The sequence below is a fragment of the Pseudoalteromonas sp. Z1A8 genome (assembly GCF_011378855.1).
GTDB lineage: Bacteria > Pseudomonadota > Gammaproteobacteria > Enterobacterales > Alteromonadaceae > Pseudoalteromonas.
The window spans coordinates 12,821-39,181 of sequence record NZ_WTLB01000016.1 but is presented as its reverse complement, the minus strand read 5'-3'; the positions used below and the strand labels follow the sequence as shown (position 1 = coordinate 39,181).

At 39.1% G+C, this 26,361-nt stretch carries 25 protein-coding genes; 5 read left to right on the top strand and 20 right to left on the bottom strand.

Annotated elements, in window-relative coordinates; all coding sequences use genetic code 11:
- The first annotated feature begins 17 nt into the window (after positions 1–17).
- Positions 18–689: a DNA mismatch repair endonuclease MutH gene (gene mutH / locus GQR55_RS08250; protein WP_166420202.1), complete on the top strand. Its 672-nt coding sequence runs from the start codon at positions 18–20 to the stop codon at positions 687–689.
- Positions 690–990: 301 nt separating this feature from the next.
- On the opposite strand, the gene eno is transcribed toward mutH, so the two are convergent.
- From eno to rlmD, 5 genes are all read right to left on the bottom strand, one after another.
- The gene (gene eno, locus GQR55_RS08245) at positions 991–2,289 is read right to left on the bottom strand and encodes a phosphopyruvate hydratase (RefSeq protein WP_024589994.1); all 1,299 of its coding nucleotides are present in this window, start codon (positions 2,287–2,289) and stop codon (positions 991–993) included.
- Between the two features lie 275 nt (positions 2,290–2,564).
- Positions 2,565–4,199: a CTP synthase gene (locus GQR55_RS08240; RefSeq protein WP_010553216.1), complete on the bottom strand. Its 1,635-nt coding sequence runs from the start codon at positions 4,197–4,199 to the stop codon at positions 2,565–2,567.
- Between the two features lie 162 nt (positions 4,200–4,361).
- Positions 4,362–5,159: a nucleoside triphosphate pyrophosphohydrolase gene (mazG, locus tag GQR55_RS08235; RefSeq protein WP_166420201.1), complete on the bottom strand. Its 798-nt coding sequence runs from the start codon at positions 5,157–5,159 to the stop codon at positions 4,362–4,364.
- A 2-nt stretch (positions 5,160–5,161) separates the two neighbouring features.
- On the bottom strand, positions 5,162–7,318 hold the full coding sequence (gene relA / locus GQR55_RS08230) for a GTP diphosphokinase (RefSeq protein ID WP_166420200.1): 2,157 nt from the start codon (positions 7,316–7,318) through the stop codon (positions 5,162–5,164).
- Between the two features lie 8 nt (positions 7,319–7,326).
- Complete coding sequence (rlmD, locus tag GQR55_RS08225) at positions 7,327–8,652, bottom strand: 23S rRNA (uracil(1939)-C(5))-methyltransferase RlmD (RefSeq protein ID WP_166420199.1); 1,326 nt, start codon at positions 8,650–8,652, stop codon at positions 7,327–7,329.
- Between the two features lie 109 nt (positions 8,653–8,761).
- Here rlmD and barA point away from each other — a divergent pair, with 109 nt between their 5' ends.
- A complete protein-coding gene (gene barA, locus GQR55_RS08220; RefSeq protein ID WP_166420198.1) occupies positions 8,762–11,536 on the top strand; it encodes a two-component sensor histidine kinase BarA in 2,775 nt (924 codons plus the stop codon).
- A 244-nt stretch (positions 11,537–11,780) separates the two neighbouring features.
- Here the strand turns inward: barA and pdxJ are convergent, their stop codons facing one another.
- The 10 genes from pdxJ to rpoE form a co-directional block, all read right to left on the bottom strand.
- Positions 11,781–12,512, bottom strand: a complete 732-nt coding sequence (pdxJ, locus tag GQR55_RS08215; protein WP_166420197.1) for a pyridoxine 5'-phosphate synthase — start codon at positions 12,510–12,512, stop codon at positions 11,781–11,783.
- Positions 12,513–12,534: 22 nt separating this feature from the next.
- The gene (gene recO / locus GQR55_RS08210) at positions 12,535–13,227 is read right to left on the bottom strand and encodes a DNA repair protein RecO (protein WP_010553211.1); all 693 of its coding nucleotides are present in this window, start codon (positions 13,225–13,227) and stop codon (positions 12,535–12,537) included.
- A 20-nt stretch (positions 13,228–13,247) separates the two neighbouring features.
- Positions 13,248–14,180: a GTPase Era gene (gene era / locus GQR55_RS08205; protein WP_007581730.1), complete on the bottom strand. Its 933-nt coding sequence runs from the start codon at positions 14,178–14,180 to the stop codon at positions 13,248–13,250.
- The gene (gene rnc / locus GQR55_RS08200; protein ID WP_166420196.1) at positions 14,170–14,847 is read right to left on the bottom strand and encodes a ribonuclease III; all 678 of its coding nucleotides are present in this window, start codon (positions 14,845–14,847) and stop codon (positions 14,170–14,172) included. Before rnc ends, era begins: the two co-directional genes overlap by 11 nt.
- 2 nt (positions 14,848–14,849) lie before the next feature.
- Positions 14,850–15,785 (bottom strand): signal peptidase I, encoded by a 936-nt coding sequence (gene lepB / locus GQR55_RS08195; RefSeq protein ID WP_024589998.1) that lies wholly within the window; start codon positions 15,783–15,785, stop codon positions 14,850–14,852.
- A 16-nt stretch (positions 15,786–15,801) separates the two neighbouring features.
- Entirely contained in the window at positions 15,802–17,589 is a 1,788-nt protein-coding gene (lepA, locus tag GQR55_RS08190; RefSeq protein WP_166420195.1) for a translation elongation factor 4, read from the bottom strand.
- Positions 17,590–17,864: 275 nt separating this feature from the next.
- A complete protein-coding gene (locus tag GQR55_RS08185; protein ID WP_166420194.1) occupies positions 17,865–18,314 on the bottom strand; it encodes a SoxR reducing system RseC family protein in 450 nt (149 codons plus the stop codon).
- A gap of 19 nt (positions 18,315–18,333) precedes the next feature.
- Entirely contained in the window at positions 18,334–19,284 is a 951-nt protein-coding gene (locus GQR55_RS08180) for a MucB/RseB C-terminal domain-containing protein (RefSeq protein ID WP_166420193.1), read from the bottom strand.
- Positions 19,285–19,288: 4 nt separating this feature from the next.
- Positions 19,289–19,906: an RseA family anti-sigma factor gene (locus GQR55_RS08175; protein ID WP_166420192.1), complete on the bottom strand. Its 618-nt coding sequence runs from the start codon at positions 19,904–19,906 to the stop codon at positions 19,289–19,291.
- 1 nt (position 19,907) lies between these two features.
- The gene (gene rpoE, locus GQR55_RS08170) at positions 19,908–20,489 is read right to left on the bottom strand and encodes an RNA polymerase sigma factor RpoE (RefSeq protein WP_002958721.1); all 582 of its coding nucleotides are present in this window, start codon (positions 20,487–20,489) and stop codon (positions 19,908–19,910) included.
- Between the two features lie 246 nt (positions 20,490–20,735).
- Between rpoE and nadB the strand changes: the two genes are divergently transcribed.
- On the top strand, positions 20,736–22,346 hold the full coding sequence (gene nadB / locus GQR55_RS08165; protein WP_166420191.1) for an L-aspartate oxidase: 1,611 nt from the start codon (positions 20,736–20,738) through the stop codon (positions 22,344–22,346).
- Here the strand turns inward: nadB and GQR55_RS20175 are convergent.
- Both GQR55_RS20175 and GQR55_RS08160 read right to left on the bottom strand, forming a co-directional pair.
- Positions 22,321–22,677, bottom strand: a complete 357-nt coding sequence (locus GQR55_RS20175) for a hypothetical protein (RefSeq protein ID WP_231615048.1) — start codon at positions 22,675–22,677, stop codon at positions 22,321–22,323. The genes nadB and GQR55_RS20175 overlap by 26 nt on opposite strands.
- 55 nt (positions 22,678–22,732) lie before the next feature.
- Positions 22,733–22,984 carry a succinate dehydrogenase assembly factor 2 gene (locus GQR55_RS08160; RefSeq protein WP_024598759.1) on the bottom strand — a complete coding sequence of 84 codons (252 nt, stop codon included), beginning with the start codon at positions 22,982–22,984 and terminating at the stop codon, positions 22,733–22,735.
- 164 nt (positions 22,985–23,148) lie between these two features.
- Here GQR55_RS08160 and GQR55_RS08155 point away from each other — a divergent pair, with 164 nt between their 5' ends.
- Positions 23,149–24,060 carry a folate-binding protein YgfZ gene (locus tag GQR55_RS08155; RefSeq protein WP_166420190.1) on the top strand — a complete coding sequence of 304 codons (912 nt, stop codon included), beginning with the start codon at positions 23,149–23,151 and terminating at the stop codon, positions 24,058–24,060.
- A 12-nt stretch (positions 24,061–24,072) separates the two neighbouring features.
- Entirely contained in the window at positions 24,073–24,558 is a 486-nt protein-coding gene (locus GQR55_RS08150; protein ID WP_007581704.1) for a peptidylprolyl isomerase, read from the top strand.
- 41 nt (positions 24,559–24,599) lie between these two features.
- Here GQR55_RS08150 and GQR55_RS08145 read toward each other — a convergent pair whose 3' ends face one another.
- From GQR55_RS08145 to GQR55_RS08135, 3 genes are read right to left on the bottom strand one after another with little or no spacing between them, the layout of a single operon-like run.
- Positions 24,600–25,082: a hypothetical protein gene (locus GQR55_RS08145; protein ID WP_008168001.1), complete on the bottom strand. Its 483-nt coding sequence runs from the start codon at positions 25,080–25,082 to the stop codon at positions 24,600–24,602.
- A gap of 25 nt (positions 25,083–25,107) precedes the next feature.
- Entirely contained in the window at positions 25,108–25,920 is an 813-nt protein-coding gene (locus GQR55_RS08140) for a DUF481 domain-containing protein (protein WP_007581700.1), read from the bottom strand.
- Positions 25,921–25,962: 42 nt separating this feature from the next.
- On the bottom strand, positions 25,963–26,283 hold the full coding sequence (locus tag GQR55_RS08135; protein ID WP_007581697.1) for an HI1450 family dsDNA-mimic protein: 321 nt from the start codon (positions 26,281–26,283) through the stop codon (positions 25,963–25,965).
- Positions 26,284–26,361: the final 78 nt, after the last annotated feature.

The window sequence follows — 26,361 nt, the reverse complement described above, 5'->3', positions numbered from 1 at the left end:
CAATCGAAATTAATAGTATGCGACCATCAAAACCTCTTTCAATTAATGACTTAATGCAGCGCGTAAATAGTATTGCTGGATTGACCTTAGGCCAAATTGCTAGCCAATATAATTTTAAAACCCCTGATGATTTGCTGCGTGAAAAAGGTTGGACTGGCCAGCTAATTGAATATGTACTGGGTGCTACGGCAGGTTCAAAACCAGTTCCAGATTTTGAAGATTTAGGTATTGAGCTAAAAACACTGCCTATTTCTTATAAAGGTAGGCCACTAGAAACGACCTTTGTATCAGTTACACCTTTAATGAACGTTACAGGTATGACGTGGCATACAAGCAGCGTGCGTAAAAAGCTAAACCATGTTTTATGGTTACCAATATTAAGTGAACGTGATATTGCCCCGTTTGATAGAACCATCGGCAGCGGCTTTTTGTGGCAACCCACGTTTGAACAAGACGCTTTATTACAACGCGACTGGGAAGAGCAAATGGAGCTAATTGCACTAGGTAGAGTCGACGAAATATCAGGCCATTTAGGCGATGCGATGCAAATACGCCCTAAAGCAGCTCATAGTAAAATAGTCACTGATGCTATTGGCCCAAATGGACAAATAATTAAAACCCTACCCCGTGGCTTTTATTTAAAAACCAGTTTTACGGGTGATATTTTAAAGCAGCAATTTCAGCTTTAAGCTGTGCAGAAAATATTATGAGTTAAGCAAATCCTTTTTCGCACTACGTGCGCGCGTCAGCAAGCTTAACGCCTACAAGGTATTTCACCTTTTTTAATAAAAAAATTTGAGGTTTAAATAAAGAGTTTTCGTTTTTTGTTGCTCCTCCTTTTCGCACTGCGTGCGCGCGTCAGCAAGCTTAATACCTACAATGAATTTTCATCTCTTTTAGTAAAAGTATCAGGCATAAAAAATCCCCGCTTATGCGAGGATTTACAAATCAAAGTTGAATATTTGTTTTAACCGGAGTTAAAAATAAATATTACTGACCTTTAACTTCTTTAAGACCGTTGTACGGTGCTTTATCACCTAATTGCTCTTCAATACGTAGTAATTGATTGTACTTTGCAACACGGTCAGAACGGCTCAATGAACCTGTTTTAATTTGACCTGCAGCAGTACCAACCGCTAAATCAGCAATTGTTGAATCTTCAGTTTCACCAGAACGGTGAGAAATAACAACAGTAAAACCAGCATCTTTAGCCATTTTGATTGCAGCTAAAGTTTCAGTTAAAGAACCGATTTGGTTAAACTTAATTAAGATTGAGTTAGCAATACCGTTGTCGATACCACGTTTTAAAATCTTAGTATTTGTTACAAATAAATCATCACCTACTAATTGGATTTTATCACCCATTAGTTTTGTTTGATGTGCAAAGCCATCCCAATCAGACTCATCAAGACCATCTTCAATAGAAACGATTGGGTACTGATTAGTAAGATCTTGTAAGAAGAAGTTAAATTCTTCAGAAGTGAATTTTTTACCTTCACCTTTAAGATCGTAGATGTTTGCTTCTTTGTCGTAAAACTCAGATGCAGCACAATCCATCGCTAAAGTAATATCTTTACCTAGCTCGTAACCTGCGTTTGCAACAGCTACTTTAATTGCAGCAAGAGCCGCTTCGTTAGATGCAAGGTTAGGTGCAAAACCACCTTCATCGCCAACCGCTGTTGAGTGACCATCAGCTTTAAGTACTTTAGCAAGGCTGTGGAATACTTCAGCGCCCATACGTAGGCCTTCGCGGAAGTTTTTAGCGCCAACAGGTTGGATCATGAATTCTTGAATATCTACAGAGTTATCTGCGTGCTCACCACCATTGATGATGTTCATCATTGGAAGTGGCATAGAGTAAACACCTGGTGTGCCGTTTAAGTCAGCTATATGTTCATAAAGCTCAACTTTTTTAGACTGTGCAGCTGCTTTTGCAGTTGCTAGTGATACAGCTAAGATTGCGTTTGCACCTAATTTTTCTTTATTTTCGGTACCGTCTAAATCTAGCATCACTTTATCTACAGCGCTTTGATCTAATGCACTTTGGCCTTTTAAAGCATCTGCAATTTCGTTATTGATATAACCAACTGCTTTTAATACACCTTTACCTAAGTAACGTGATTTATCACCGTCGCGTAACTCTAATGCTTCACGAGTACCAGTAGATGCGCCTGAAGGTGCTGCTGCACGACCCCAAGAGCCATCTGCTAAATGTACGTCTGCTTCAACAGTTGGGTTACCACGCGAGTCCATAATTTCGCGACCGATTACTTTTACGATTTCTGACATCTTGATTCCTCTATATTCCCAAAATGGTGAGTTCAGCTAACTTTACTACGTTTTATATAGTTTATACCAATTGCATTTAATTAGTGAGCTATTATAGCGCTAAGAAAATTGCTCAATAACAAGGCAGAAATTATGACATATAGTTGTTCTATATGAGTAATTTTTAACGCAGTGAGTGAGTTATTTAATGCGATACAATGCTCATGTTTTTAATAAAATTGGTATCGGTCAGCCCTTAAAACAAAAAAGCCGTGCAATATGCACGGCTTTTAAAATTACGAATTCGCTTTTTGGTGGATATGCGCGGCTGCTACAAACCCTTCAAATAACGGATGACCATCACGTGGAGTTGACGTGAATTCCGGGTGGAACTGCGCGGCAATAAACCATGGGTGATCTTTATTTTCGATAATTTCTACCAGTTTTTTATCTTCTGATAAACCAGTAAAGCTTAAGCCTGCTTTTTCAAGTATTTCTACAAAGTTATTATTTACTTCGTAGCGATGACGATGACGTTCAACAATTTCGTCGCTGCCATATACTTCGCGTACTTTAGAACCTGGCGTTAAATGACATTTTTGTGCGCCTAAACGCATAGTGCCACCTAAATCAGATTTTTCGCTACGAGTTTCAACATTACCTTCAGCATCTAGCCATTCAGTAATTAAGCCAACTACTGGCGCTTCTGAATTTGCATTAAACTCTGTAGAGTTTGCATCCGTTAAACCTGCAACATTACGTGCATATTCAATTAATGCTACTTGCATACCTAAACAAATACCTAGGTATGGTACTTTATTTTCACGTGCGTATTTAGCCGCTAAGATTTTACCCTCAACACCACGTCCGCCAAATCCACCTGGTACTAAAATAGCATCTAAGTGTGAAAGTAATTCAACACCTTTGTTTTCTAAATCTTGTGAATCTACGTATTGAATATTAATTGTTAAACGGTTTTTAAGGCCCGCATGCTTTAATGCTTCGTTAACCGATTTGTACGCATCTGGTAATTCAGTGTATTTACCAACCATACCAATTGTCACTTCACCCGTTGGGTTAGACTCTTGATAAAGTACTTGTTCCCACTCAGCTAAATCAGCTTCTGGCGGATCTAAGTGAAAACGACGACATACGAAGTTATCTAATTCTTGCGTTTTTAATAGCGCTGGAATTTTATAAATGCTGTCTACGTCAGGCAATGAAATAACCGCTTTTTCTTCTACGTTTGTGAATAATGAGATTTTTGCACGCTCATTATTAGGTAGTTTACGGTCTGAACGACAAATAAGAATATCTGGCTGAATACCTACTGAGCGTAACTCTTTAACAGAGTGCTGAGTTGGTTTTGTTTTAACTTCACCTGCAGGGCCTAAAAATGGCACTAACGTTAAGTGAATAAATAGCGCGCGTTCGCGGCCAATTTCAGTTCCCATCTGACGAATTGCTTCAATAAACGGTTGTGATTCTATATCACCTACAGTGCCGCCAATTTCTACAATAGCAATATCATAACCTTCAGCACCGTCGTATACACGTTGCTTAATATCGTTAGTGATATGTGGAATAACCTGAATAGTAGCGCCTAGGTATTCACCACGGCGCTCACGACGTAATACGTCTTCATATACACGGCCTTGTGTGAAGTTATTACGACTAGTCATTTTGGTACGAATAAAACGCTCGTAGTGACCTAAATCAAGGTCAGTTTCTGCGCCGTCTTCTGTAACGTAAACTTCACCGTGTTGAATTGGGCTCATTGTGCCTGGGTCAACGTTGATGTAAGGATCCAGCTTTAAAATGGTAACATTTAAACCACGGGCTTCTAAAATAGCGGCTAGTGAAGCTGCGGCAATACCTTTACCCAACGAAGAAACAACTCCGCCAGTAACGAAGATAAATTTTGTACTCATGCGAACCCTAGAATATCAGGAATTAAAAGGAATATAACACCCAAAGAAGAGCCTAAGGGTATATCATCAAGACGGGGCGAAATTGTACCAAAACACTGCTTATCAATCCAGCTAAAATTAGCTAATGCACGCACAAAAAATGTGCACTATTTAACATTAAACCTATTTTACTTTTTTAATCGCATCCCATGCGCTGTCCATTTCTTCAAAGGTGGCTGTATCTAAGCTTTTTCCTTGCGCGTGCAAATAAGCGTGTACCTTTTCAAAACGCGCTGAAAACTTATCATTAGCACTTCTCAGTAATTGCTCTGGGTCGCGTTTAACATGGCGCACAACATTAACAGTCGCAAAAAGTAAATCGCCGAGCTCTTCCGCTGTATGATCTGATAGCGGGTTTTGCTCAATCGCTTCTTTTACTTCAAGCACCTCTTCGCTCACTTTATCAAGTGCACCATGATACGTTGGCCAATCAAAACCAAGTGCGGCAACGCGTTGTTGAATTTTTTTAGCTTTACTTAAACTTGGTATATTGGCAGGAATATCTTGCCAAAAAGAAGGTGATTCTGTTTGCGCTCTAGCACTGCGTTCTTGTGTTTTGATTGCTTGCCACTGTTGCGATAATTGCTCGTCTGTTAGCTCTTTTTTGTCACCAAACACATGCGGGTGACGACGGGTAAGCTTGTTATTTAATTGCTCTACCACATCATTAAAATCAAATAGATTTTGCTCTTGTGCAAGCTGCGCATAAAAAATAATTTGAAATAACAAATCACCCAATTCGCCTTTAAGCTCACCTAAGTTGCCTGACTCAATACAGTCGGCAACTTCGTAAGCTTCTTCTAGTGTATGCGGCACAATAGATTTAAAATCTTGTTTGAGATCCCACGGGCAACCGCCCTTAGGATCTCGCAGTGTTTTCATTATGCTAAGAAGTTGTGTAAGCGCTGCATTATCATTCATGATTAATGACCACGCTTGGCATCGTGTACACCTTCAATTTGGTGTAACTTAGAAAGAACACGGTTAGTACCCGATAAGTCATGTACTTCTATTTGCATCGTAAATATAGCTAACTGATTATCTTCAACCGTATTTACGTTCATGTTTAAAACATTTACTTTTTCGTTAGCAAGTACAGAGCTTATATCGCGTATTAGTCCTGAACGATCGGTTGCTTCTATTTTAATACTTAGTGCGTACGAGCCGTTGATATCATCAGACCAACTTACTGAAATAACACGCTCTGGATGCTGATTTTTTAAGTTATTAAACGAGTCACAATCCTCTTTATGAACACCTATCCCTCGACCTTGCGTTATATAACCTATTATTTCATCGCCAGGTACAGGACGACAGCATTTGGCTACATGGCTCATTAAGCTACCAACGCCATCAACCACAATGCCGTTTTTGTCACCGGTTACTTTGCTAGGCGCTTTAATACGAATAACCGGCTCATCTTCTGTCCGATCACTTACAAAGTTAAGCATTTGATTGAGGCGTACATCGCCCGCACCAATTGCAACCATTAAGTCATCCAGCTCTTTAAAATTAAAACGCTTGATTGCTGGCTCTAAATCTTTGTATGTTAAATTGAGCTTTTGTAGTTCGCTGTCGAGAATTTCTTTACCCGCACTTAAGTTTTTGTCGCGATCGAGCTGTTTAAACCAGTGATGAATTTTAGCTCTAGCGCGTGATGACTTAATGTATCCTAATGACGGATTTAACCAATCACGACTTGGATTTGGTTGTTTTTGGGTCAGTATTTCTACCTGATCCCCCGTTGTAAGTTGATGCGTAAACGGCACTATTTTGCCGAATATTTTTGCACCAATACAGCGATGCCCTACATTTGAGTGAATGTAGTAAGCAAAATCAAGCGGTGTAGCACCAAGTGGTAAATCAATAATATCGCCGCTTGGGGTAAATATGTATACGCGGTCTTCTACTACTTGGTTTTTAAGCTCTTCTGCTAGGTCACCGCCATCGACTACTTCTTCTTGCCATTGGAGTAACTTACGTAGCCAGCTAATTTTTTGCTCATAACCCGAGCCGCGCCCTGGTAATGCACCTTCTTTGTACATCCAGTGTGCAGCCACACCCAACTCAGCATCTTGATGCATGTCGCTAGTACGAATTTGTATTTCTACTGTTTTACCTTCAGGCCCAAATACCACGGTATGAATTGACTGATAGCCGTTTTGTTTTGGGGTTGCTACATAGTCGTCAAACTCTTTATTAAGATGACGCCAATTGGTGTGCACAATGCCAAGTGCACCATAACAATCTTGCAGACGTTCAACGACAATACGCATTGCCCGAATATCAAAAAGCTGATCAAACTCGTAGTTTTTTTGCTGCATTTTTTTATAAATGCTGTAAATGTGCTTAGGGCGGCCATAAACTTGGGCTTCAATGCCCGCTTCACTTAAACGGGTTTTTACTTGTTCAACCATATCTTCCATATAGGCTTCGCGCGTAAGACGTTTGTCGTCAAGTTGTTTGGCTATGCTTTTATAGGTACCTGGGTGCAAATATCTAAACGATAAATCTTCAAGTTCCCACTTTAACTGCCCTATTCCTAATCTGTTTGCCAGTGGTGCAAAAATATCAGCCGTTTCTTTAGCGGCAATAACGCGGTCTTCTTCATCCGCATTTTTTACATTACGTAGATGACATACCTGCTCGGCAAGCTTAATGACCACGGCGCGCACATCTTCGACCATGGTTAATAACATTTTTCGAATATTATCAACTTGCATAGTACCTTTACCTTGATGCGATAAAGTACTAATAGTGGCCATTTGTGCAACCCCAGTTAACAGCATGGCTATGTTACTACCAAGCTGCTCTTCTATGGTTTCAAGTGATATTAAATCGTTTAAAAAATACGGGGTTAAATACGCAGTAGCTAACGATTCGGGGTCGAGATTTAGCTCAGCTAAAATTTCAACCATTTCGATTGCAGTAGTTTGCCTGCTTTCATTATCACATTTTACGCAGAGCGCTTGCGCTTTAGTAAGTAGCTCTGTTTTTTCTTCAGACAAGGCAAGAAATGAAAGCCGAGTGCTAAAATCTGTTGTCTCATCTTGTTGATGTGATTGTCGTGTAGCTACCATAATGCGTTCTACCTCCGTTGAAATAACGCCATAGTTTCAATATGCCCTGTATGAGGGAACATATTCATTAGCCCAATTTTATTAAGATCAAAGCCAGCTTGTGAAATAATTGCGCTGTCACGGGCTAAAGTAACAGGGTCACAAGAGACATATAAAATAGTTTTAAACTGCTTTAAAGGTAATTGCTCTAATACAGCCATTGCACCCGTCCTAGATGGATCGAGTACAAGCACATCTAAGTTTTTACTAAACCATGGGGCGCTCTGTATGCTTTGCGTTAAATCAAAGCAATGAAACTGCGCATTGGTAATAGAGTTAGTTTGCGCATTTTGAGCAGCCATTGCAACCGCTGAAGTTACACCTTCTACGCCAATTACAGATTTTGCTTGTTTTGCCAGCACTAATGAGAAATTACCAATGCCACAAAATAAATCCAATAAATTTTCATCACCTTTTAAATCAAGCCAATTTGCTGCTTGCTTTAACATAGCTTCGTTAACTTGCGCATTTACCTGAATAAAATTACCTAAACCAAATTCAAATTTTAGATCAAATTCTTTGAGATAATAAAATGGCATGGCTAAGTGTGAATGCTCAATTACATCGCTCTCGCTTTGCCATACAATTTGATATTGCTGACTTTGTGAGGCTTGTTCCACTATTGCTTTAAATTCATCGTTGATCGCTTTAGTGTGGCGAATAACAACAAAGTTTTTCTCATCACTTTGGCATAACTGTAAATGGCTTATACTGTGCAGCGCTTTGTGTTGATTAATTAAATCATCAAAAAGTGTAAAAACATCTGCAAATACTTCATCAAGTACTGCACATTTATTAATACTGACAATATTTTTTGAACCACTGGCTCTGTAACCCACACGCATTTTTTTTGCTGCTTTATCAAACATAACGGCTATGCGAGCACTGCGCCTGTAATGCACAGACTTACTTAATAATGGAGCTTGCCAGTTTAAGCTATTTAATTTAGCAAACTTACTAAATAGCTGAGTAACTGCAGTTTGTTTTTCTACAACTTGTTGGCTTACTTCTAAATGCTGTAATTGGCAGCCACCACACTGATTATAGTGCTCACAAAAAGCGTCTACTCTTGATTCACTCGCTTTAATAACTTTAATTACTTTTGCACTGCTGTATTTAGCTTTATCTTCGACGAGCATTGCTTTAACTGTTTCATTTTGTAATGCGCCACTAACAAAACATACTTTATTATTATGCTTAGCAATGCCACGCCCTTGATGATCCATTCCCGTTATATTTAATTCTAATGTTTGTTGCTTAAGCGGTTTTTTTTTCGCTTTAAAAATTTGCGCCATTAGGCATTACCTTCACTTTATTTATGAAGCACCTATATTTAGATGCTTTAGAATGCGTGTTGAACCGTATATACTCAGACCATACTAATAACGATAAAACGCTCCCATTATGACCAAATTAGGCTTACGCGATTCTGTTTTAACACTGACCCTGATCCCAACGGTGATCATAGGATTACTACTTGGTGGCTATTTTACAATAAATCGTTACATTGAGCTTGATGAAATTTTATATCAGCAAGGTACTACTATTTCTGAACCCCTTGCTATTGCGCTTGAGCAACCCATGCTCGAAAAAAACAAACAACTATTGAATCGACTTATAAGCTACACACATAACAAGCACTCCCCTACAATTAAGTCGATTGCTATTTTTGATAAAAATAATGCGCTATTAATGACGAGTAATTATCACCGCTCATTTGAAAAGTTAATTAATCAAAAAACGCTCATAAATTTAAAAACAACTCATGTGCAAAAAACTGATAAGCTTATTACGTTTTTCACTCCCATTATTAATCATACAAGTCACGACTCTAAATGGGATCCATCGGCTTTTCAGTCATCCCTGGGCACCGTTATTATACAGCTAAACAAAGACCAAGCGGTTATAGGGCAGCAACGTGCTTTATTAATTAGCGGTATTGTCATTATTTTATCGTTAGTGTTTGCAGCAATTTTAGCTTTAAGGTTAAGCCGCATGTTTATGACGCCGCTTAATAAGTTAGTACTTGCAACCGACAAGTTAGTCGAAGGTAAAAGAAGTACTGGCCTTAACGACAACATGATAGGTGAATTTGAGCTATTGCGAGAAGGCTTAAATACCATTGCACACACTATGGTGATGCAAAAAGATGAAATGCAAAAAAATATTGATCAAGCAACGAGCGACTACCGCGAAACACTAGAGCAATACGAAACTTCAAATATAGAGCTCTCGTTTGCAAAAAAAGAAGCTCAAGATGCTAACCGCGTAAAATCAGACTTTTTAGCTAAAATGAGCCACGAACTTCGTACTCCGTTAAATGGTGTTATTGGATTTACACGCCAGCTTTATAAAACCCCGCTAAATAAACATCAAAAAGATTATCTCGATACTATTATGCTATCAGCAAATAGTTTAATGACTATTATTAGCGACATTCTAGATTTCTCCAAACTAGAAGCGGGTGCAATGGAACTTGAGTCGATTCAGTTTCAACTTCGTGATGCTGTAAATGAAGTGATGACACTACTCGCTCCTAGCGCACACGATAAACAATTAGAGCTATCCATTTACATTAACCAACAAGTACCAGATGACTTAACAGGCGATCCCACTCGCTTTAAACAAGTGCTGATAAACCTATTAAGTAATGCGATTAAATTTACTGAAAAAGGCTCCATTAAGGTCGACATAAGCCATCGGTTACTCGACAACGAACGTACCTCTTTACTTGTGGCAGTAACCGATACTGGTGTGGGTATACCAATGGATAAGCAAGACTCTTTATTTACTCCATTTGGGCAAGCCGATTCAAGTATTACACGTAAGTTTGGTGGAACAGGTCTTGGCCTTATCATTACCAAGCATATTGTTGAAGCGATGAGTGGTCGCATAACATTAAACTCTGCGCCAGGTAACGGTACCTGTTTTACGTTTAACAGTGTGTTTAGTTTACCAAATCATGTATTTACTAACGACTTGCCAACTAAATCGCTCATTGGTAAGCGTATTTTATATTTAGAGCCGCATGAGCATACACACCATGCTGTACTTTCGTTATTGACCCAGTGGGAATCAAGCGTAACAGCATGCTTTAACGAGACCAGCTTTTTAGACGCTATAAAAAATAGTGAATATAAATATGATATTTGCTTAATTGGTCATATGGCATCTGTTGATGATATGCAGCAGCTAAAAAGCTACGTAAAAGCCGTGCGTGAATCTACTGACTACTTATATTTAATGCTTAATACTGTATCGCACAATATGAGAGAAGCGTTTATTGGTAGCGGTGCTGATGCGTGTTTGAGCAAACCGCTTAATCATCGTAAATTATGTGAAGTACTTGCTGCGCCTTACAGACTTGACCACCCTACTCATAATATTGAGCAAAACGATCAAGCTTTGCTGCAGTTAAAAGTATTAGTTGTTGATGATAATGATGCCAACTTAAAGCTTATTCGAACGCTTTTATGCGAGCAAATTGAAACAGTAGAAACTGCGCATAATGGTTCTCAAGCTTATAGTCTAAGTAAAAGCCATAAATATGATGTGATTTTTATGGATATCCAAATGCCGATAATGGATGGTATTACAGCGTGTAAGCTTATTCGCGAATCATCATTAAATGAAGATACGCCAATTATTGCAGTAACGGCCCATGCCCTTCAAAGCGAAAAAGAGCAACTACTAAAAGATGGCTTTAAAGGCTATTTAACTAAGCCTATTGATGAGGATATGCTTAAACAAATCATTAGCGACCACAGTCCACAAACCCCGATTAATCGTGATAAAGCGAAAACAGATACACCACAAAGCCCAGCACCATTTCAAAGCAGTCGCATTGACTGGGCACAAGCCCTGCAGCGTGCTGGCGGCAAGAACGAATTAGCGCTAGAGATGCTTAATATGTTACTTTTAAGCGTCCCTGAAACTCTTACATTGCTTGCTAAAGCGATAGAGAGTAACGATTGCCAACAAGTGTTAAGTATTGTTCATAAGTTTCATGGTGCATGTTGCTACACCGGTGTACCAAAACTAAAATCACTTGCAGAAACAATTGAAACATCGCTTAAAAATAAATGCTTGCTAGAAAATATTGAACCTGAATTATTTGAGTTACAAGACGAGCTTGAAAACTTACTTGCTGATGCAAATGTAACTGAGCTACAAAGATAAGCTTTGAATTTTAGATACAAAAAAACGCGGTATTAACCGCGTTTTTTAATTAAGCTGTTTAAATACTTATATTGGCAGGTATTATACCAATTCGCTTAATTAAGTGATCTATTCTGAGGTGAGAAAATCGTGTCGATAACCAGGCAAAAATTTCGTTATTTAGTTGTTCTATATCAGAAATTTTTAACGCAGTTAGCGTCAGATTTAATCCCTCAAATTGATTAAGTATTATTGCGAATTGGTATTACATTCTTGCTTCAATCATTAATCGTTTCATGTCGCGTACGGCTTTATCGAGTCCATCTATCGCTGCACGAGCAATAATAGCGTGGCCAATATTTAGCTCGTAAATCTCAGGCATCGCGGCAATGGGTTTAACGTTATGATAATGAAGACCATGGCCAGCGTTAACAATCAAACCTAAGCTTGCTGCGTATTGAACACCTTCACGAATATGCTCTAATTCTTTGTGTAAATCAGTGTCATTTGTTGCATCAGCGTACGCACCAGTGTGTATTTCTACATAAGGGGCACCACACTCTTTGGCTGCGTCTAATTGTGCTTTATCTGCATCAATAAATAACGATACTTTTATGCCCGCGTCGGTAAGTGTTTTTGTTGCGGCTTTAATTTTATCTATATTGCCCGCTACGTCTAAGCCGCCCTCGGTGGTTAGTTCTTCACGTTTTTCAGGCACTAGGCACACATACTCAGGTTTTACTTCAAGCGCTATTTTTATCATTTCATCGGTAACAGCTGTTTCAAGATTCATACGCGTTTGAATGGTTTTAGCCATCACATAAACGTCGCGATCTTGAATATGGCGTCTGTCTTCACGTAAGTGAATCGTAATACCGTCTGCCCCTGCATGCTCTGCTACACTGGCTGCATGAGCGGGATCTGGGTAATTTGTTCCACGCGCTTGGCGAAGTGTTGCAATATGATCTACGTTTACACCCAAAAGAATATCTTTCATTTTCTTACCTGTAAAATTACGTTTATTGAGAGGCCATAAATAGCTCACGGCTTTTTAATGGTTTACTACCTAATAAGGGTTTTAATAAATAGCGGCTTAATTGCTTTGCCATATATAGCACATCGCTTTGGCTAAAGTCATGATTAGCTATGGCATTAAGTTGTTTGCCGCTAAATCCAGAACGCGTATCTTCCTGTACTAAAAAACCAAGTTCGGGGAAATAACTATACGTTTGCTTTTCATCTATTGGCTCACCGCTGGCGTCAAAACTAAAATCCACGCCATAACCGAGTAATTCCAATAATTGAAATTCGTACGAGCGAAGCACTTCTTGTAAATTGGCTCCGCTGTTTAGGTTTCCTAGGTGAGATTTATATAGCTCAAATACTTGTTCAATGGGCTCGTTAACAGGCACTATGCGATTGGTAAGCTCATTTAAATAAAAGCCACAATAAAGCTCATCGCCTTTTAAAAAGTGCGAGTTACCATGCAGTTCAAATTTATTGATATATTTTAGATCGTACTTGCCGCTGTAATTAACAAGGAGTGCCTGAAACGGCTGAAGTTGTGCTTTATGTTTAGTGGCCTGGCGACCACTAATTCGGGCCAGCATTCTTAGCTGGCCCACGCCTTCTACAAGCATATCTAACATTACTTGAGAGTCACTATAAGGACGCCGATGTAATAAATATGCGGTGTAAAAGTCGCTATCCATTCACTAAGCTACTGCTTGGTTTAGTCTTCACTGTAACCTAAGCTTCTTAGTGCACGTTCATCATCAGCCCAACCTGACTTCACTTTAACCCAAAGTTCTAAAAATACTTTGTTATCAAGCATTTCTTCAATGTCTTTACGGGCTTCACGGCCAATGGTTTTTAGCTTTTCGCCTTTATTACCAATAACCATGCGTTTTTGCGTTTCGCGCTCAACAAGAATCAACCCATTGATATGCCAAATACCGTTGTCTTGCCACTTAAATTGCTCAATTTCAACAGTCACTGAATACGGTAATTCTTCACCCATAAAACGCATTAGTTTTTCACGGATAACTTCAGCCGCCATAAAACGCATCGAGCGGTCTGTTACGTAATCTTCTGGGAAATAAAACTCGCAAGGCGGTAAACGTTTAGTTACTTCTGCTTTAATTAAATCAACGTTTTTACCTTGCGTTGCTGATACTGGCATAATTCCAACAAAATCAAACTTGTCACTTAACCACTTCATATGAGGTAGCACAAGGTCACGGTCTTTAACTTGGTCAATTTTATTAATAACTAATAATACAGGTTTACCACTTTGCGATACTTTATTAAGCACCATATCGTCATCGGCATTCCAATGAGTGCCTTCAACGACAAAAATAATAAGCTCTACATCGCCAATAGAACTAGACGCTGCTCGGTTCATTAAACGGTTAATAGCACGCTTTTCTTCAACGTGTAGACCCGGTGTATCTATGTATACCGCTTGGTGTTTATCAACAGTATGAATACCCATAATACGATGGCGTGTAGTTTGTGGTTTACGTGAGGTAATACTCACTTTTTGCTCAATGATTTCATTAAGCAAAGTCGATTTACCTACATTAGGTCGACCAACAATGGCAACCATTCCACAAAATGTATCTACATCACGTTCATGAGGCTGTATTAAGGTATCAAGGTTCATTTTTAATTATCTTCAATGCTTTTTCAGCAGCTTTTTGTTCGGCCTTACGGCGCGAGCTACCAACAGAAATTATGCTATCCATTCCATCAACAATACATTCAACCGTGAATGTTTGATTGTGTGCTTGGCCTTGTGTATCAACCACAGTGTAGCCCGGTAAAGATAATTTACGGGCTTGCAAATACTCTTGCAGCAGGGTTTTAGGATCTTTCTGGTTAAGCCCTGGTGAAATAGCATCCAAACGTGATTGGTACCACGCCAATATCAGATTGCCACAGCTGTCGATACCTGAATCTAAAAATGCAGCACCTATAATAGCTTCTACTGCATCAGCAAGCGTTGACTCGCGACGGAATCCGCCACTTTTAAGCTCGCCCGGCCCTAAGCGTAAATAGTCGCCTAGACCAAATTCAAGACCAAACTCGGCAAGTGTTTGACCACGCACAAGCGTTGAACGCATGCGGCTTAAATCGCCTTCACGCGCTTTAGGAAATTTGGCATAAAGTGCATTGGCAATCACAAAGCTTAAAATAGAGTCGCCTAAAAATTCTAGTCGCTCATTATGTTGACCTTTGTGGCTACGGTGCGTCATTGCTTGCTCAAGTAAACCTTGATCAGCGAATTCATAGCCAATTTTTTTATATAATTCTGTTACATTTTTTTTCATCGTTACTGAATATTACCTAGGCGCTCAAAGCGAACACCAGTTGGAACCCATCCTGGTAAAATATCATCAGGGCCATTCTCAAATTCAAAACTCATCCATATAAAGACAGCTTTACCCACCAAGTTTTCTTTTGGTACAAAGCCCCAAAAGCGACCATCTTGGCTGTTGTCGCGGTTATCACCCATCATAAAATAATGATCAGCAGGAACAGTCCATTCATCAGAAGGCGTGCCCGGTTGCTGGTAGTAACGCCCTTTTCTCTCAGGCGCTTGTGGGTTGATTAATATATCATGCGTAACTGTTGTCAAATTTTCATTCACACGAGCTAGAGGCATTGGGCCTTGTTTAAATTCGTTATCATTAATTAGTTTAAAATCAATTTTATTGAATTCATTACATAAAAGCTCACCCTGTTGGGTTTCGCCTTCTTTACAGTTTGGCTGAATATACAAACGTTTATCACGATAAACAATTTTATCGCCAGGTAAACCAATCGTACGTTTAATATAGTCAACACTTTCATCTAAAGGGTATTTAAAAACAACAATATCACCACGTTCAGGCTCACCGACATCAACTAACTGAGTGCGCCAAACTGGGTCTTTTATTCCATATGAATACTTTTGTACTAAAATAAAGTCACCTACTAGTAGTGTAGGCATCATTGAACCAGATGGAATCTGAAACGGTTCAAAAATAAATGATCTAAAAATAGTAATTGCTGCAATCATCGGAAAAATCGATTTTGCGGTTTCTGTTAGTACTGGTTCTGGTGCAATTAATGCCGCAGTTTCTTCATCTAACGGAGCCCCAGCAGACGTTTGCGCTATCGCTAAACGCTCCTGCCTTTTAGGAGCATACATTAAGTGATCTATTAACCATATTAAGCCTGAGCCTAAAGTTAACAGCACCAATAAAACTGAAAAATAACCAGCCATTTATAATCCTTTGTTTTTATTTACCAACTTTTAAAATAGCTAAAAACGCTTCTTGAGGTACTTCAACATTACCTACTTGCTTCATACGTTTTTTACCATCTTTTTGCTTTTTAAGTAGCTTTTTCTTACGGCTCACATCGCCACCGTAACACTTAGCAATTACGTTTTTACGTAACTGTTTTACCGTAGTACGAGCAATAACATGTTGTCCGATAGCTGCTTGAATAGCGATATCAAACATTTGACGTGGAATAAGCTCTTTTAATGCATCAGCTAACTGACGACCACGAGACTGCGCACCATCTCGGTGAACAATAATCGCAAGTGCATCAACACGCTCACTATTAATTAAAATATCAACACGCACCATATCTGATGTTTGAAAGTGTTTAAAGTTATAATCAAGCGACGCAAAACCACGACTTGTTGATTTTAATTTATCAAAAAAGTCCATTACCACTTCAGCCATAGGTAGCTCATATGTAACAGCTACTTGCTTTCCGTGATAAGTCATTTTTGTTTGGCTACCACGTTTTTCAATACACAAGGTAATAACGTTACCTAGGTATTCTTGTGGTACCAGAATATTAGCTTCAACAATCGGCTCACGAATTTCTACAATATCGTTTACTGCAGGTAAATCAGACGGGTTATCAATCTGGAATGTACCTTCTTTAGTAACTACCTCATAGATTACCGTAGGTGCCGTTGTAATTAAATCAATATCGTATTCACGCTCTAAACGCTCTTGAATGATTTCCATGTGCAGCATACCTAAAAAGCCACAGCGGAAACCAAAACCTAGCGCAGTTGAATTCTCTGGTTCAAAGAATAACGACGCATCGTTTAAGCTTAATTTGTTAAGTGCATCACGGAATGATTCATACTCATCAGATGCAATTGGGAACATACCTGCATAAACCTGAGGTTTTATTTTTTGAAAGCCTGGTAAGCGAAGTGGAGCCGCATTTTTTTGATGAGTAATAGTATCGCCCACTGGCGCACCATGTATCTCTTTAATACCGGCAATAACAAACCCTACCTCACCGGTTCTTAAAATACCGGTGTTAGTTTGCTTAGGTGTAAACACACCTACTTGGTCAGCTGTATGTATATGCTCGTTCGACATTATTTTTATTTTGTCGCCCGTGCGTAGTTCACCGTGCTTAATACGCACTAGTGATACAACGCCTTGGTACGGGTCAAACCAAGAATCAATAATAAGCGCTTGTAAAGGTGCGTCTTTGTCGCCTACTGGTGGCGGAACATCTCTAACAATCATTTCAAGTACTTCGGCAATACCTACACCCGTTTTAGCGCTACATTGCACTGCATCAAGAGCATCAATACCAATAATTTCTTCAATTTCTTCTGCAACACGTAAAGGATCCGCTTGCGGTAAATCGATTTTATTAAGTACTGGTATTACTTCTAATTCCATTTCAATAGCGGTGTAACAGTTAGCTAATGTTTGCGCTTCAACGCCTTGGCCTGCATCAACAACAAGTAGTGCACCTTCACATGCAGCTAAAGAACGTGATACTTCATACGTAAAATCAACGTGTCCTGGAGTATCAATGAAATTAAGTTGATAAGTTTCGCCATCGTTCGCTTTATAATTCAACGTTACACTTTGCGCTTTAATGGTAATACCACGTTCGCGCTCAATATCCATTGAATCCAAAACTTGTTTTTGCATTTCACGGTCGGTTAAACCGCCACAAACTTGGATCAAACGATCTGAAAGGGTCGATTTACCATGGTCAATATGGGCGATGATCGAAAAATTACGGATATGCTTCATAAACTGGATTCTATACTTCTATTTTAATGGACTAAATATGAATACCTAAGTGACTTGAAAATACTTGCTATAGGATGCCATAAGCTAAATTTGTATATAACAAACATCACGAATGCTTTTTAAGATGGGTTATAACCATTTTATTTATTGAATAACAACAAGTTATGTTTACTTAACTTAAATAATTCAGTCAGATAAAATAATTTAAAAAACCACGGTTCCCTGTATTTCCAAGTTACTTTGGTATAAAACGGCAATTTTACATTTAATTGGCGTCAATCACCATCTATTTGAGTTAAAGGGATACTAATTGGATGAATTTTTATAACTTTTATATCGTGCTTTAGCGATTTCACACGAGTTTTAGCTATAAAAAAGCCAGTAACACCACCTAAAGCTGCTGCTAAAATCTGCCAACCTTCGGGAGCCATAAATAATTGCGCCGCAATAAATGCAAAAACCAAGCTTAAAAGGAGCGGTAACATGTAAACAGCAAAAGCATGCCTAACTACATGACTATCATCAAGTGATAAGGTAACTTTTTGACCCACTTCGACCGGGGATTCAAATTTATAGGGGAAGGTTTTTTTTGCAGTGCCAAATAGCTTACCAAACACTTGTGAACCACAACGACCGTTACAGCCTTCACAAGCTTGTTTTTGCTCTGCTTCTAAATGAGCAATGTGGCCATCAAGGGCCACAATAGTGAGGGTTTGTTCAATCATAACAATCCTTACGAATCGTTTATAATGCGCGAGTAACTGACTCTGCAATCGCTTTTGCGGTCATACTCGGTACATTACCAACAACCGATACATCAAAATTACCGCCATTATGCACATATACTGTCGTTGCACCAGAGGTTAGTGCTCCGCTTAAACGCTTACCTGGCAATGGGCGCTGAATAAATACCGAAATTTCAACAAAACCATCAGAGAACAAGTAATAGTCAGTTAATTCATTATTTAAATCGAGCTTATGCCTATCTGATTTTAGTAACTCAAAACCATCTGGTAACCAACTTATTTTCCAGTTGGTGGCAGCACTATCTTCGTTTATAAGTGCATCATTTGGTAAAGGCGTTGGAAAGTTTCGATTAAGTACTTCAAGTAGCATACTGGCTGGCTGCTCTGTCACACTAATATGCGTAAGTTGTAATTGCTCTAAGGCTTCACCTTCATGGTTTACGTATGCTGCTTTTAATAACAACGACGATTCCATATCCAGCCAAATCCAATAATTATATTTATACTCGTCTTTGGACTCTATGCGAACTAACTGTGCAGCACGCCCTGCGATACGACCCTTTCCGCCAAGCACAAAGTCATAGTGCGCACTTAAGCGATCTATATCTTTAAAAAGTACTTCAGGAATTGGTCCAGCTATTGAATCTGTTTTTAGAGAATAGGGTTCAGACTGAGGTTCAAAATAAGTAACTTGGTTATTAATGCGCACCATTTCTAGGCCAGCACCATTAAGTAAACTTAAATGCTCAAGTTCTGTGTCACCTTGTAAAGCATGCACCCAGCGGTAGGGTTCCATTGTTTTACCTTTAACAACCACAAACGAGGCGTCAAAATTACGGGTATGAACGGCATTAGCCATTTGTAGTAATAAATCTTTGGCAGGATTTGTGTCGCTGGCAAATGCATTAAAGCTTACTACCAACGACAGAACAAAAGTGATTACTTTCATTTAATTAGTTTTTTTCCTCAGACGCTTTGGTATTAGTTTGCGCTGTTTCTAAAGAATTCGCAACTCGTGCTTGGCGTTGATGCTCAAGAACTAATGCACCAATACGTTGTTGCTGCAGTTCACGCAAACCTTGCTCTGCATTTTCAAGCGCAGGCTCAGATGAATAACTTACTGGTGACGCCATACCCGCTAGCGGTGTGGTTTGCAGTAATGGAATTTCGCTTTGTTGGTCGTTGTTGCTTTGAGGTAACGTATTAACGCCTACAATAGCAAACATTGCCACACTTGCTGCAATAGCTAGTTGAGCAACTGGCTTGCGCCAATTAAAAGCGACTACTTTATTATCTTGTACTGTTTCAGTGATTGCTTGAGGCTGTGTTTTTGTCTGACTAAAGTCAGTATAAACAGGCTCGCTTTCTAGTGCTAATGCAACGCGATCGCTAATATCAATATGTATGTCGTTATTATTTTTTTGAGCACGCATCGCATCACCAATTAACGCATAACGGCCAAACGTAGTGACATCTTGCTCTGCAATTTTTGCATCGGTCAGATGTTGCTCGCCATCAAGTAATGCCGATAACGCTTCGTTATCTAACTTGTTAAGGTGTGCTTTTGTCATACTAAGACTCGCCTATTAATGGGTTTAATTTGTTATCAATTGCTTCACGGGCACGAAATATACGCGAACGCACCGTCCCGACTGGGCAATCCATTACCACGGCTATTTCTTCATAGCTCATCCCTTCGATTTCTCTAAGGGTGATTGCGGTTTTAAGATCTTCAGGCAAACTATCAATCGTATTAAAAATAACAGCGCGTACTTCTTCGCTTAAAAGTAGGTTTTCAGGAGATGCATTAGATCGCATTGAATCTGCACAATCGTAAAATTCGGCATCTTCGGCGTCTATATCATTTGCTGGCGGTTTACGCCCCTGGGCTACTAAGTAATTTTTAGCACAATTAACGGCAATACGGTATAACCACGTGTAAAAGGCGCTGTCACCTCTAAAGTTTGGAAGTGCACGGTAAGCTTTAATAAAAGCCTCTTGTGCTACATCAGCAATATCGCCTTGGTTAGATACATAACGTGAGATCAAACCTGCAATTTTGTTTTGATACTTCTTTACTAATAGGTTGAAGGCGTTTTTATCTCCTTGCTGGACCCTTTTTACTAGCACTAAATCTAATTCCTGCTCGCTCATTCGAGCCGGTACTCCTATGTCTGATTTTTGCTTGTTATTCATATTGTCGTCATTGTTCACAAATACTCTGACCTCTTTATGAATAAAAAGTTCTGCTTAATATTATTTTTTTATAAAATAGATGATAAATAACGGCGCTAAGCCTTTAAAATCACTACGTAGTAGTATGACAAATATGATACAACTACAGATATTAAAAACAAATATTGCTCTATATGGGCATTGTAACCGCAAAGTACCTCTGACATGAACCAAAATAAACATCACATTGCAGATGTCGCTATTATCGGTAGCGGCGCAGCAGGCTTATCACTTGCATTATCTCTCGCTAATTATTGTAACGTTACCGTGATCAGTAAAGGAGCACTTACCGAAGGTTCTACTTTATATGCCCAGGGTGGTATAGCAGCAGTATTTGATAAACAAAACGACAGCATAGAATCTCATGTTGAAGATACACTCGATGCGGGCGGCGGTTTATGCGACAGAGACGCTGTTCATTATACAGCGACTAATGCTCATGATTGCCTACAGTGGTTAATTGACCAAGGTGTTCCCTTTGATATGGAGTTTGATAGCAAAGGAAAAGAGCGTTTTCATTTAACACGTGAAGGCGGTCACAGCCATCGTCGTATTTTGCATGCTGCCGATGCCACTGGCAAAGCGGTGCAAACTACACTTATCAGCCAAGTTAAAATTCATAAGAATATAACGCTTTTAGAGCAATACAACGCCATTGATTTAATTACAGATAAAAGCGCAGGTAAAACAGGCTCACACATTGAAGGTATGTATGTGTGGAACAAAAAAGCGAAAAAGGTAGAAACCATTTCAGCTAAATTTGTTGCGCTTGCAACTGGTGGCGCAAGCAAAGTGTATTTGTATACTTCTAATCCAGATGTATCAAGTGGTGACGGTATTGCAATGGCATGGCGTGCTGGCTGTAAAGTTGCCAATATGGAATTTAATCAATTTCATCCAACAAGCCTTTACCACCCAGAACTACAAAACTTTTTAATTACAGAAGCTATGCGCGGTGAAGGGGCTTATTTAAAACGCCCTGATGGCACTCGCTTTATGAAAGACTTTGACAGCCGTGAAGAGCTTGCTCCACGTGATATAGTGGCACGCGCAATCGATTTTGAAATGAAGCGTTTAGGTGCTAATTGTGTTTATTTAGATATTAGCCACAAAGATAAAGACTTTATTATTGAGCACTTTCCTACTATTTATGCAAAATGCTTAAGTGTTGGCCTTGATATAACTAAAGAAGCAATCCCTGTTGTACCTGCCGCCCATTACACCTGTGGTGGCGTAATGACTGACTTTAACGGTAAAACAGATCTCGATAACTTATATGCAGTTGGTGAAGTGGCTTATACAGGCCTGCACGGTGCAAACCGTATGGCAAGTAATTCACTATTAGAATGTATTGTATTTGCCCACGCTGCAGCTAAAGATATTTTAAGCAAAATTGAACATGCACCTGAGCCAATGGAACTGCCTCATTGGGATGAAAGCCGTGTTAGTAATTCAGACGAGGAAATAGTTATTACCCATAACTGGCATGAGCTACGTTTATTTATGTGGGATTATGTAGGTATTGTACGCTCAACTAAACGCTTAGAACGCGCATTACACAGAGTTGAGTTACTGCAGCAAGAAATACACGATTACTATGCAAACTTTAGAGTAAGTAATAACTTACTTGAGCTTCGTAATTTAGTGCAAGTATCTGAGTTAATTATTAGAAGTGCGATGGAGCGAAAAGAAAGCCGAGGATTGCATTACACAATTGACTACCCTGAACAAAATGAAAACCCAACACCGACTATTTTGACTCCAAAGCGAAATTAATCGCATTTAAAGCCGCGCGCTTTAAGCGTGCATAGCTTTGTTTATTAACACCATTGGCTGAAATTATTAGCCAATGGCTGTTACTAAAACCCTTAATATGCAGCCAGATGCTATTGCCATAAAAGCGACTTTTTTTACTAATTTCGCCCTGAACTTGTAAAGCTTCACCCTCAAATCGAAATAGTTTAGGTTCTAATATTATAACGCCGTGATTTGGGTGAATTGCTAACACTTTTTGCCAAACTACAAAACCAGCGACCACATTCATTACCAAGCAAAAAATCATAGCTAAAACTGAACTTAAAAATAAGCATAATATTAAACTCAGCATGCAAAAAAAGACCACAATAGGTTTGTGGTCAGCTTTATTATTTGTAACCGTAAACCTATACACGAACTCGGTCTAAGATAAGTTGTACCATGCTATTTAGCTGCTCATCTTTACATTCTTGATGGCCCATAAACCATGCAAATAAATCAGGATCTTCTTCCGTGAGCAAACGCTGAAAGATAGCCTGTTGCTCTGCGTTTAAAGAGTCGTATGCTTCTTCTACAAACGGCATAAACAAAACATCTAGCTCTAACATGCCACGACGACAAGCCCAACGAATACGTGCTTTACTATGAATTTCAACCATTTTAAACCTCATACTTAATTGACTCGAGTTTAACAAACACAAGCCTATTTAGCAGCTATTAATCTCTCATTAAATAATAAACCCACACCATTAGGTGCTTGTCTGTACCATACGTAGCAACTGCGTTATTATGTCACTTCATTTATATTGCAAAGAAGGTTTTTATGTCGAGCGTTTATGCATGTCCGTTATCTCATCAACTTATTAGCCTCTGCGGTGCTGATAAATTATCTTATTTACACGGGCAAATCACTCAAGATCTAAATAAATTAACCAGCAGTAATTATTTGTGGGCTGGCCATTGCAGCGCTAAAGGTAAACTTTGGGGCGTATTTAAATTATTTTCTTATCAAGATAGCTACTACCTTGCGGGTAGCCAAGCCGAAGTTGAAAAATCGTTAGCTGAACTTAAAAAATATGCTGTATTTGCAAAAGTTGATATCAGCGAGTGTTCAAGGCGTTTAATTGGCTTAATTGGTGATGACTTATCTGATGCACTCGCACAACTTGATATTAACTTTGAAGGTGATGCGAGCGCGTGTGACTTTGAAAGCGGTAAAGCACTAAAATTAGCTGATAACCGTGTTTTATTGATGGTCGATAGCCAGTTTAGTATGCCTGATGACGTATCTACACTTGATAACGAAGCTCCTTGGCAACAAGCATCTATGCTTGCAGGTGAACCTCAGTTAAGTGCAGATGCAATTGGCGAGTATGTTCCTCAAATGGTAAACCTACATGCTATTGGCGGTATAAGCTTTAAAAAAGGGTGTTATACCGGTCAAGAAACTGTGGCTCGCATGAAGTACCTAGGTAAAAATAAGCGTGCAATGTATATAGTTTCAGGTCAAAGCGAAGGGATACTTTCAGAGCCCGATTTAGAAACCCAATTAGGCGAAAATTGGCGCCGTGCGGGTAAACTTATTGCACAAAGCTTTAATGAACAAACAAATAAATTAACAGGCCTCGTTGTGTTGCCAAACGATACTGATGTAACTCAGGTACTTCGTGCAAAACACACACCTCAGGTGGAGCTAAGCATTCTGCCTCTACCCTACTCTCTTGAAGATGAATAAATAGGAATGACTATGATCGTTGCGGCAAACAAAGTGGTAAAAATGCATTATTCGGTAATGGATAATGATGGCAATAGCATTGATAACTCGTTCGGTGGTGAGCCACTACACTTTATCATTGGCACAGGCTACTTAATTTCAGGCCTAGAAAATGCTTTGCAAGGCAAACAACCAGGCGACACACTTAGCGTAAAAGTTGAACCTGATGAAGGTTATGGCGAACGCCACGATAACCTAATGCAAGCTGTACCTAAGTCGATGTTTGAAGGTATGGAAATTGAAGTCGGCATGCAATTTCGTGCATCAACAGATGATGGTGACCAATCAGTAATGATCATCGATATCCAAGATGAAGAAGTTATTGTAGATGGTAATAACCCACTTGCAGGCATAACACTTAACTTTGATGTAGAGATACTAGAAGTACGTGATGCAACCGAAGAAGAACTCACTCATGGTCATGTACATGGTGAAGGTGGGTGTGGTCACGACCACTAATACACTGTTAAACCAAGAAAAAAGCGCCTAGGGCGCTTTTTTTATATCATATTGTTGCGCTTAACCGTTTCAGTTTTTGCCTTACTAGGCAGCGCGATTGATACATTCTTTTCTTTTAGAGCGGCTAGTAAACCTTTTTGATCGTTTGTGCCAACTCGATACAAAGTGCCATCTTTAAGCGTTAGCTGTATTGCACTAAAGCCAGATACTGTATACACCCAACCATCGTGAGTAATTCGCATACCAATACCGTGTCTGTAAGAGTTTTGAACTGCCTTAGCTTCTACTACTTCGCCAAGCTCAATGCTTTGCCCTGCAACGCCTGGGCCAAACGCCCAGCTAATTTTTTTATCATCTACTTTTACTGTTAGACCATGGAACAAAAAGCCCACCAGCACTAAAATCCCAGCAAATATCATTAAAGGTCCATCAGCGCCTAACAAGTTCCATGCAAGCGCTACAAAACCGCCTATCCACGCTAATACAAAAAAGATAAACACCGCATACTGTTTATGCTGATACATAATATTCTCTAAATTAAATAAATACTTAAAAGCTGTACACCAATGTAGCACTCAGCTCTGAGTCAAACTTGAGTTTATCATCTTCGGGTTTTGAATTATAACGATACATGTAGGTAAATTTGAGTGATACCGCACCAATCACTTGGCTTATTAGTGCGGTTTCCGATTTTAAGCGAGAATTAAGACCTGAGAGCGACTGCTCTATACTCACATCTTGATTAAAACGAGTACGCTTAGAAACCAAACGTTCCCACTGCATTGCAACACGTACTAAATAACCGGTTTTATTAATTTCATCTTCGCTCACATCCGAATCTTCATCCGCTACTGAACGGTATAAACCAGGTCCTATATCAATATCTACTTTGTTTTTAGAGCCTTGATATACACGTGCACCATAGCCTGTCGCCACCGTACTTTTAAAATCAAGTCCACTAAACTCATCTTCTTCGTAATCACCGTAAATAAAAAATGAGGAGTTTTTAACACCTACTTTATAGTTACCTTGCGCTGATACAAAAACACGATTAGCTGTAACATCAGTGCCACCGCTTTCATCGTTCTCATCACGCTTATAAAGAGAGTCTATTTTAAATTGGTTACGCCACTTTTCAAAGTCTTGGTATAAATTACCTTTGAGCTTAAAACTGGTCGAATTGGTGTTACCTTTACTTAGAATAAAGCCAAATTCAGTATCACCATAGAACATGTCACCTTTGTGTAACTCATGAATTTCTTCATCAGAGAGCTTGCCATATTCATGAAAATCTTCAAATGGATCAACGGCCCAACTTGGGCTGCTAATTATTAAAAAAATTAAAAATAAATACTTACGCACAATACTCTCTCTGCACACAATTATAAAAATAAGCAGTATTGCTTATTCAGTTTCTTTCCATAAAATATGACAAAACGGAGCATCTTTATCACGACTAATCAAAATTTTAGCAAACAAAACATCATCATTTTCAAATTCTAAACCAACCAACACCTGAATAAAGTGCTCTGGCTCTATTTCAAGGGCTACAAAGTCTTGCCACTGGTCATCTGGCTCGTCTTCTTCAATAAAGCCTAGGTCTTCTCTAAACTCATTAAAGTCTTCAACATCTTTTTCACTCAAGTTATTTGGCGCTAACTCTAAAAAAATATCATAAGCTTGGTGAGTAGCTTCTTCTACCGTATATAAACGTGGACCCGACATATGTGCTTACCTTAAGCTTTTAAGTTGCGCTATATTATCAAATCTCATCATCATTTTGATAAAAAAAAACGTAAAACA

Coding starts and splice junctions, on each gene's coding strand:
- GQR55_RS08145 (WP_008168001.1), bottom strand. CDS start 25,082: ATGTATCAGCATAAACAGTATGCGGTGTTTATCTTTTTTGTATTAGCG.
- era (WP_007581730.1), bottom strand. CDS start 14,180: ATGAACCTTGATACCTTAATACAGCCTCATGAACGTGATGTAGATACA.
- GQR55_RS08175 (WP_166420192.1), bottom strand. CDS start 19,906: ATGACAAAAGCACACCTTAACAAGTTAGATAACGAAGCGTTATCGGCA.
- relA (WP_166420200.1), bottom strand. CDS start 7,318: ATGGTAGCTACACGACAATCACATCAACAAGATGAGACAACAGATTTT.
- GQR55_RS08180 (WP_166420193.1), bottom strand. CDS start 19,284: ATGAAAGTAATCACTTTTGTTCTGTCGTTGGTAGTAAGCTTTAATGCA.
- GQR55_RS08240 (WP_010553216.1), bottom strand. CDS start 4,199: ATGAGTACAAAATTTATCTTCGTTACTGGCGGAGTTGTTTCTTCGTTG.
- GQR55_RS20175 (WP_231615048.1), bottom strand. CDS start 22,677: ATGCTGAGTTTAATATTATGCTTATTTTTAAGTTCAGTTTTAGCTATG.
- mazG (WP_166420201.1), bottom strand. CDS start 5,159: ATGAATGATAATGCAGCGCTTACACAACTTCTTAGCATAATGAAAACA.
- rpoE (WP_002958721.1), bottom strand. CDS start 20,489: ATGAGCGAGCAGGAATTAGATTTAGTGCTAGTAAAAAGGGTCCAGCAA.
- GQR55_RS08155 (WP_166420190.1), top strand. CDS start 23,149: ATGTCGAGCGTTTATGCATGTCCGTTATCTCATCAACTTATTAGCCTC.
- lepA (WP_166420195.1), bottom strand. CDS start 17,589: ATGAAGCATATCCGTAATTTTTCGATCATCGCCCATATTGACCATGGT.
- mutH (WP_166420202.1), top strand. CDS start 18: ATGCGACCATCAAAACCTCTTTCAATTAATGACTTAATGCAGCGCGTA.
- barA (WP_166420198.1), top strand. CDS start 8,762: ATGACCAAATTAGGCTTACGCGATTCTGTTTTAACACTGACCCTGATC.
- rlmD (WP_166420199.1), bottom strand. CDS start 8,652: ATGGCGCAAATTTTTAAAGCGAAAAAAAAACCGCTTAAGCAACAAACA.
- lepB (WP_024589998.1), bottom strand. CDS start 15,785: ATGGCTGGTTATTTTTCAGTTTTATTGGTGCTGTTAACTTTAGGCTCA.
- GQR55_RS08150 (WP_007581704.1), top strand. CDS start 24,073: ATGATCGTTGCGGCAAACAAAGTGGTAAAAATGCATTATTCGGTAATG.
- GQR55_RS08135 (WP_007581697.1), bottom strand. CDS start 26,283: ATGTCGGGTCCACGTTTATATACGGTAGAAGAAGCTACTCACCAAGCT.
- eno (WP_024589994.1), bottom strand. CDS start 2,289: ATGTCAGAAATCGTAAAAGTAATCGGTCGCGAAATTATGGACTCGCGT.
- GQR55_RS08160 (WP_024598759.1), bottom strand. CDS start 22,984: ATGGTTGAAATTCATAGTAAAGCACGTATTCGTTGGGCTTGTCGTCGT.
- recO (WP_010553211.1), bottom strand. CDS start 13,227: ATGGATAGCGACTTTTACACCGCATATTTATTACATCGGCGTCCTTAT.
- nadB (WP_166420191.1), top strand. CDS start 20,736: ATGAACCAAAATAAACATCACATTGCAGATGTCGCTATTATCGGTAGC.
- GQR55_RS08185 (WP_166420194.1), bottom strand. CDS start 18,314: ATGATTGAACAAACCCTCACTATTGTGGCCCTTGATGGCCACATTGCT.
- pdxJ (WP_166420197.1), bottom strand. CDS start 12,512: ATGAAAGATATTCTTTTGGGTGTAAACGTAGATCATATTGCAACACTT.
- rnc (WP_166420196.1), bottom strand. CDS start 14,847: ATGAAAAAAAATGTAACAGAATTATATAAAAAAATTGGCTATGAATTC.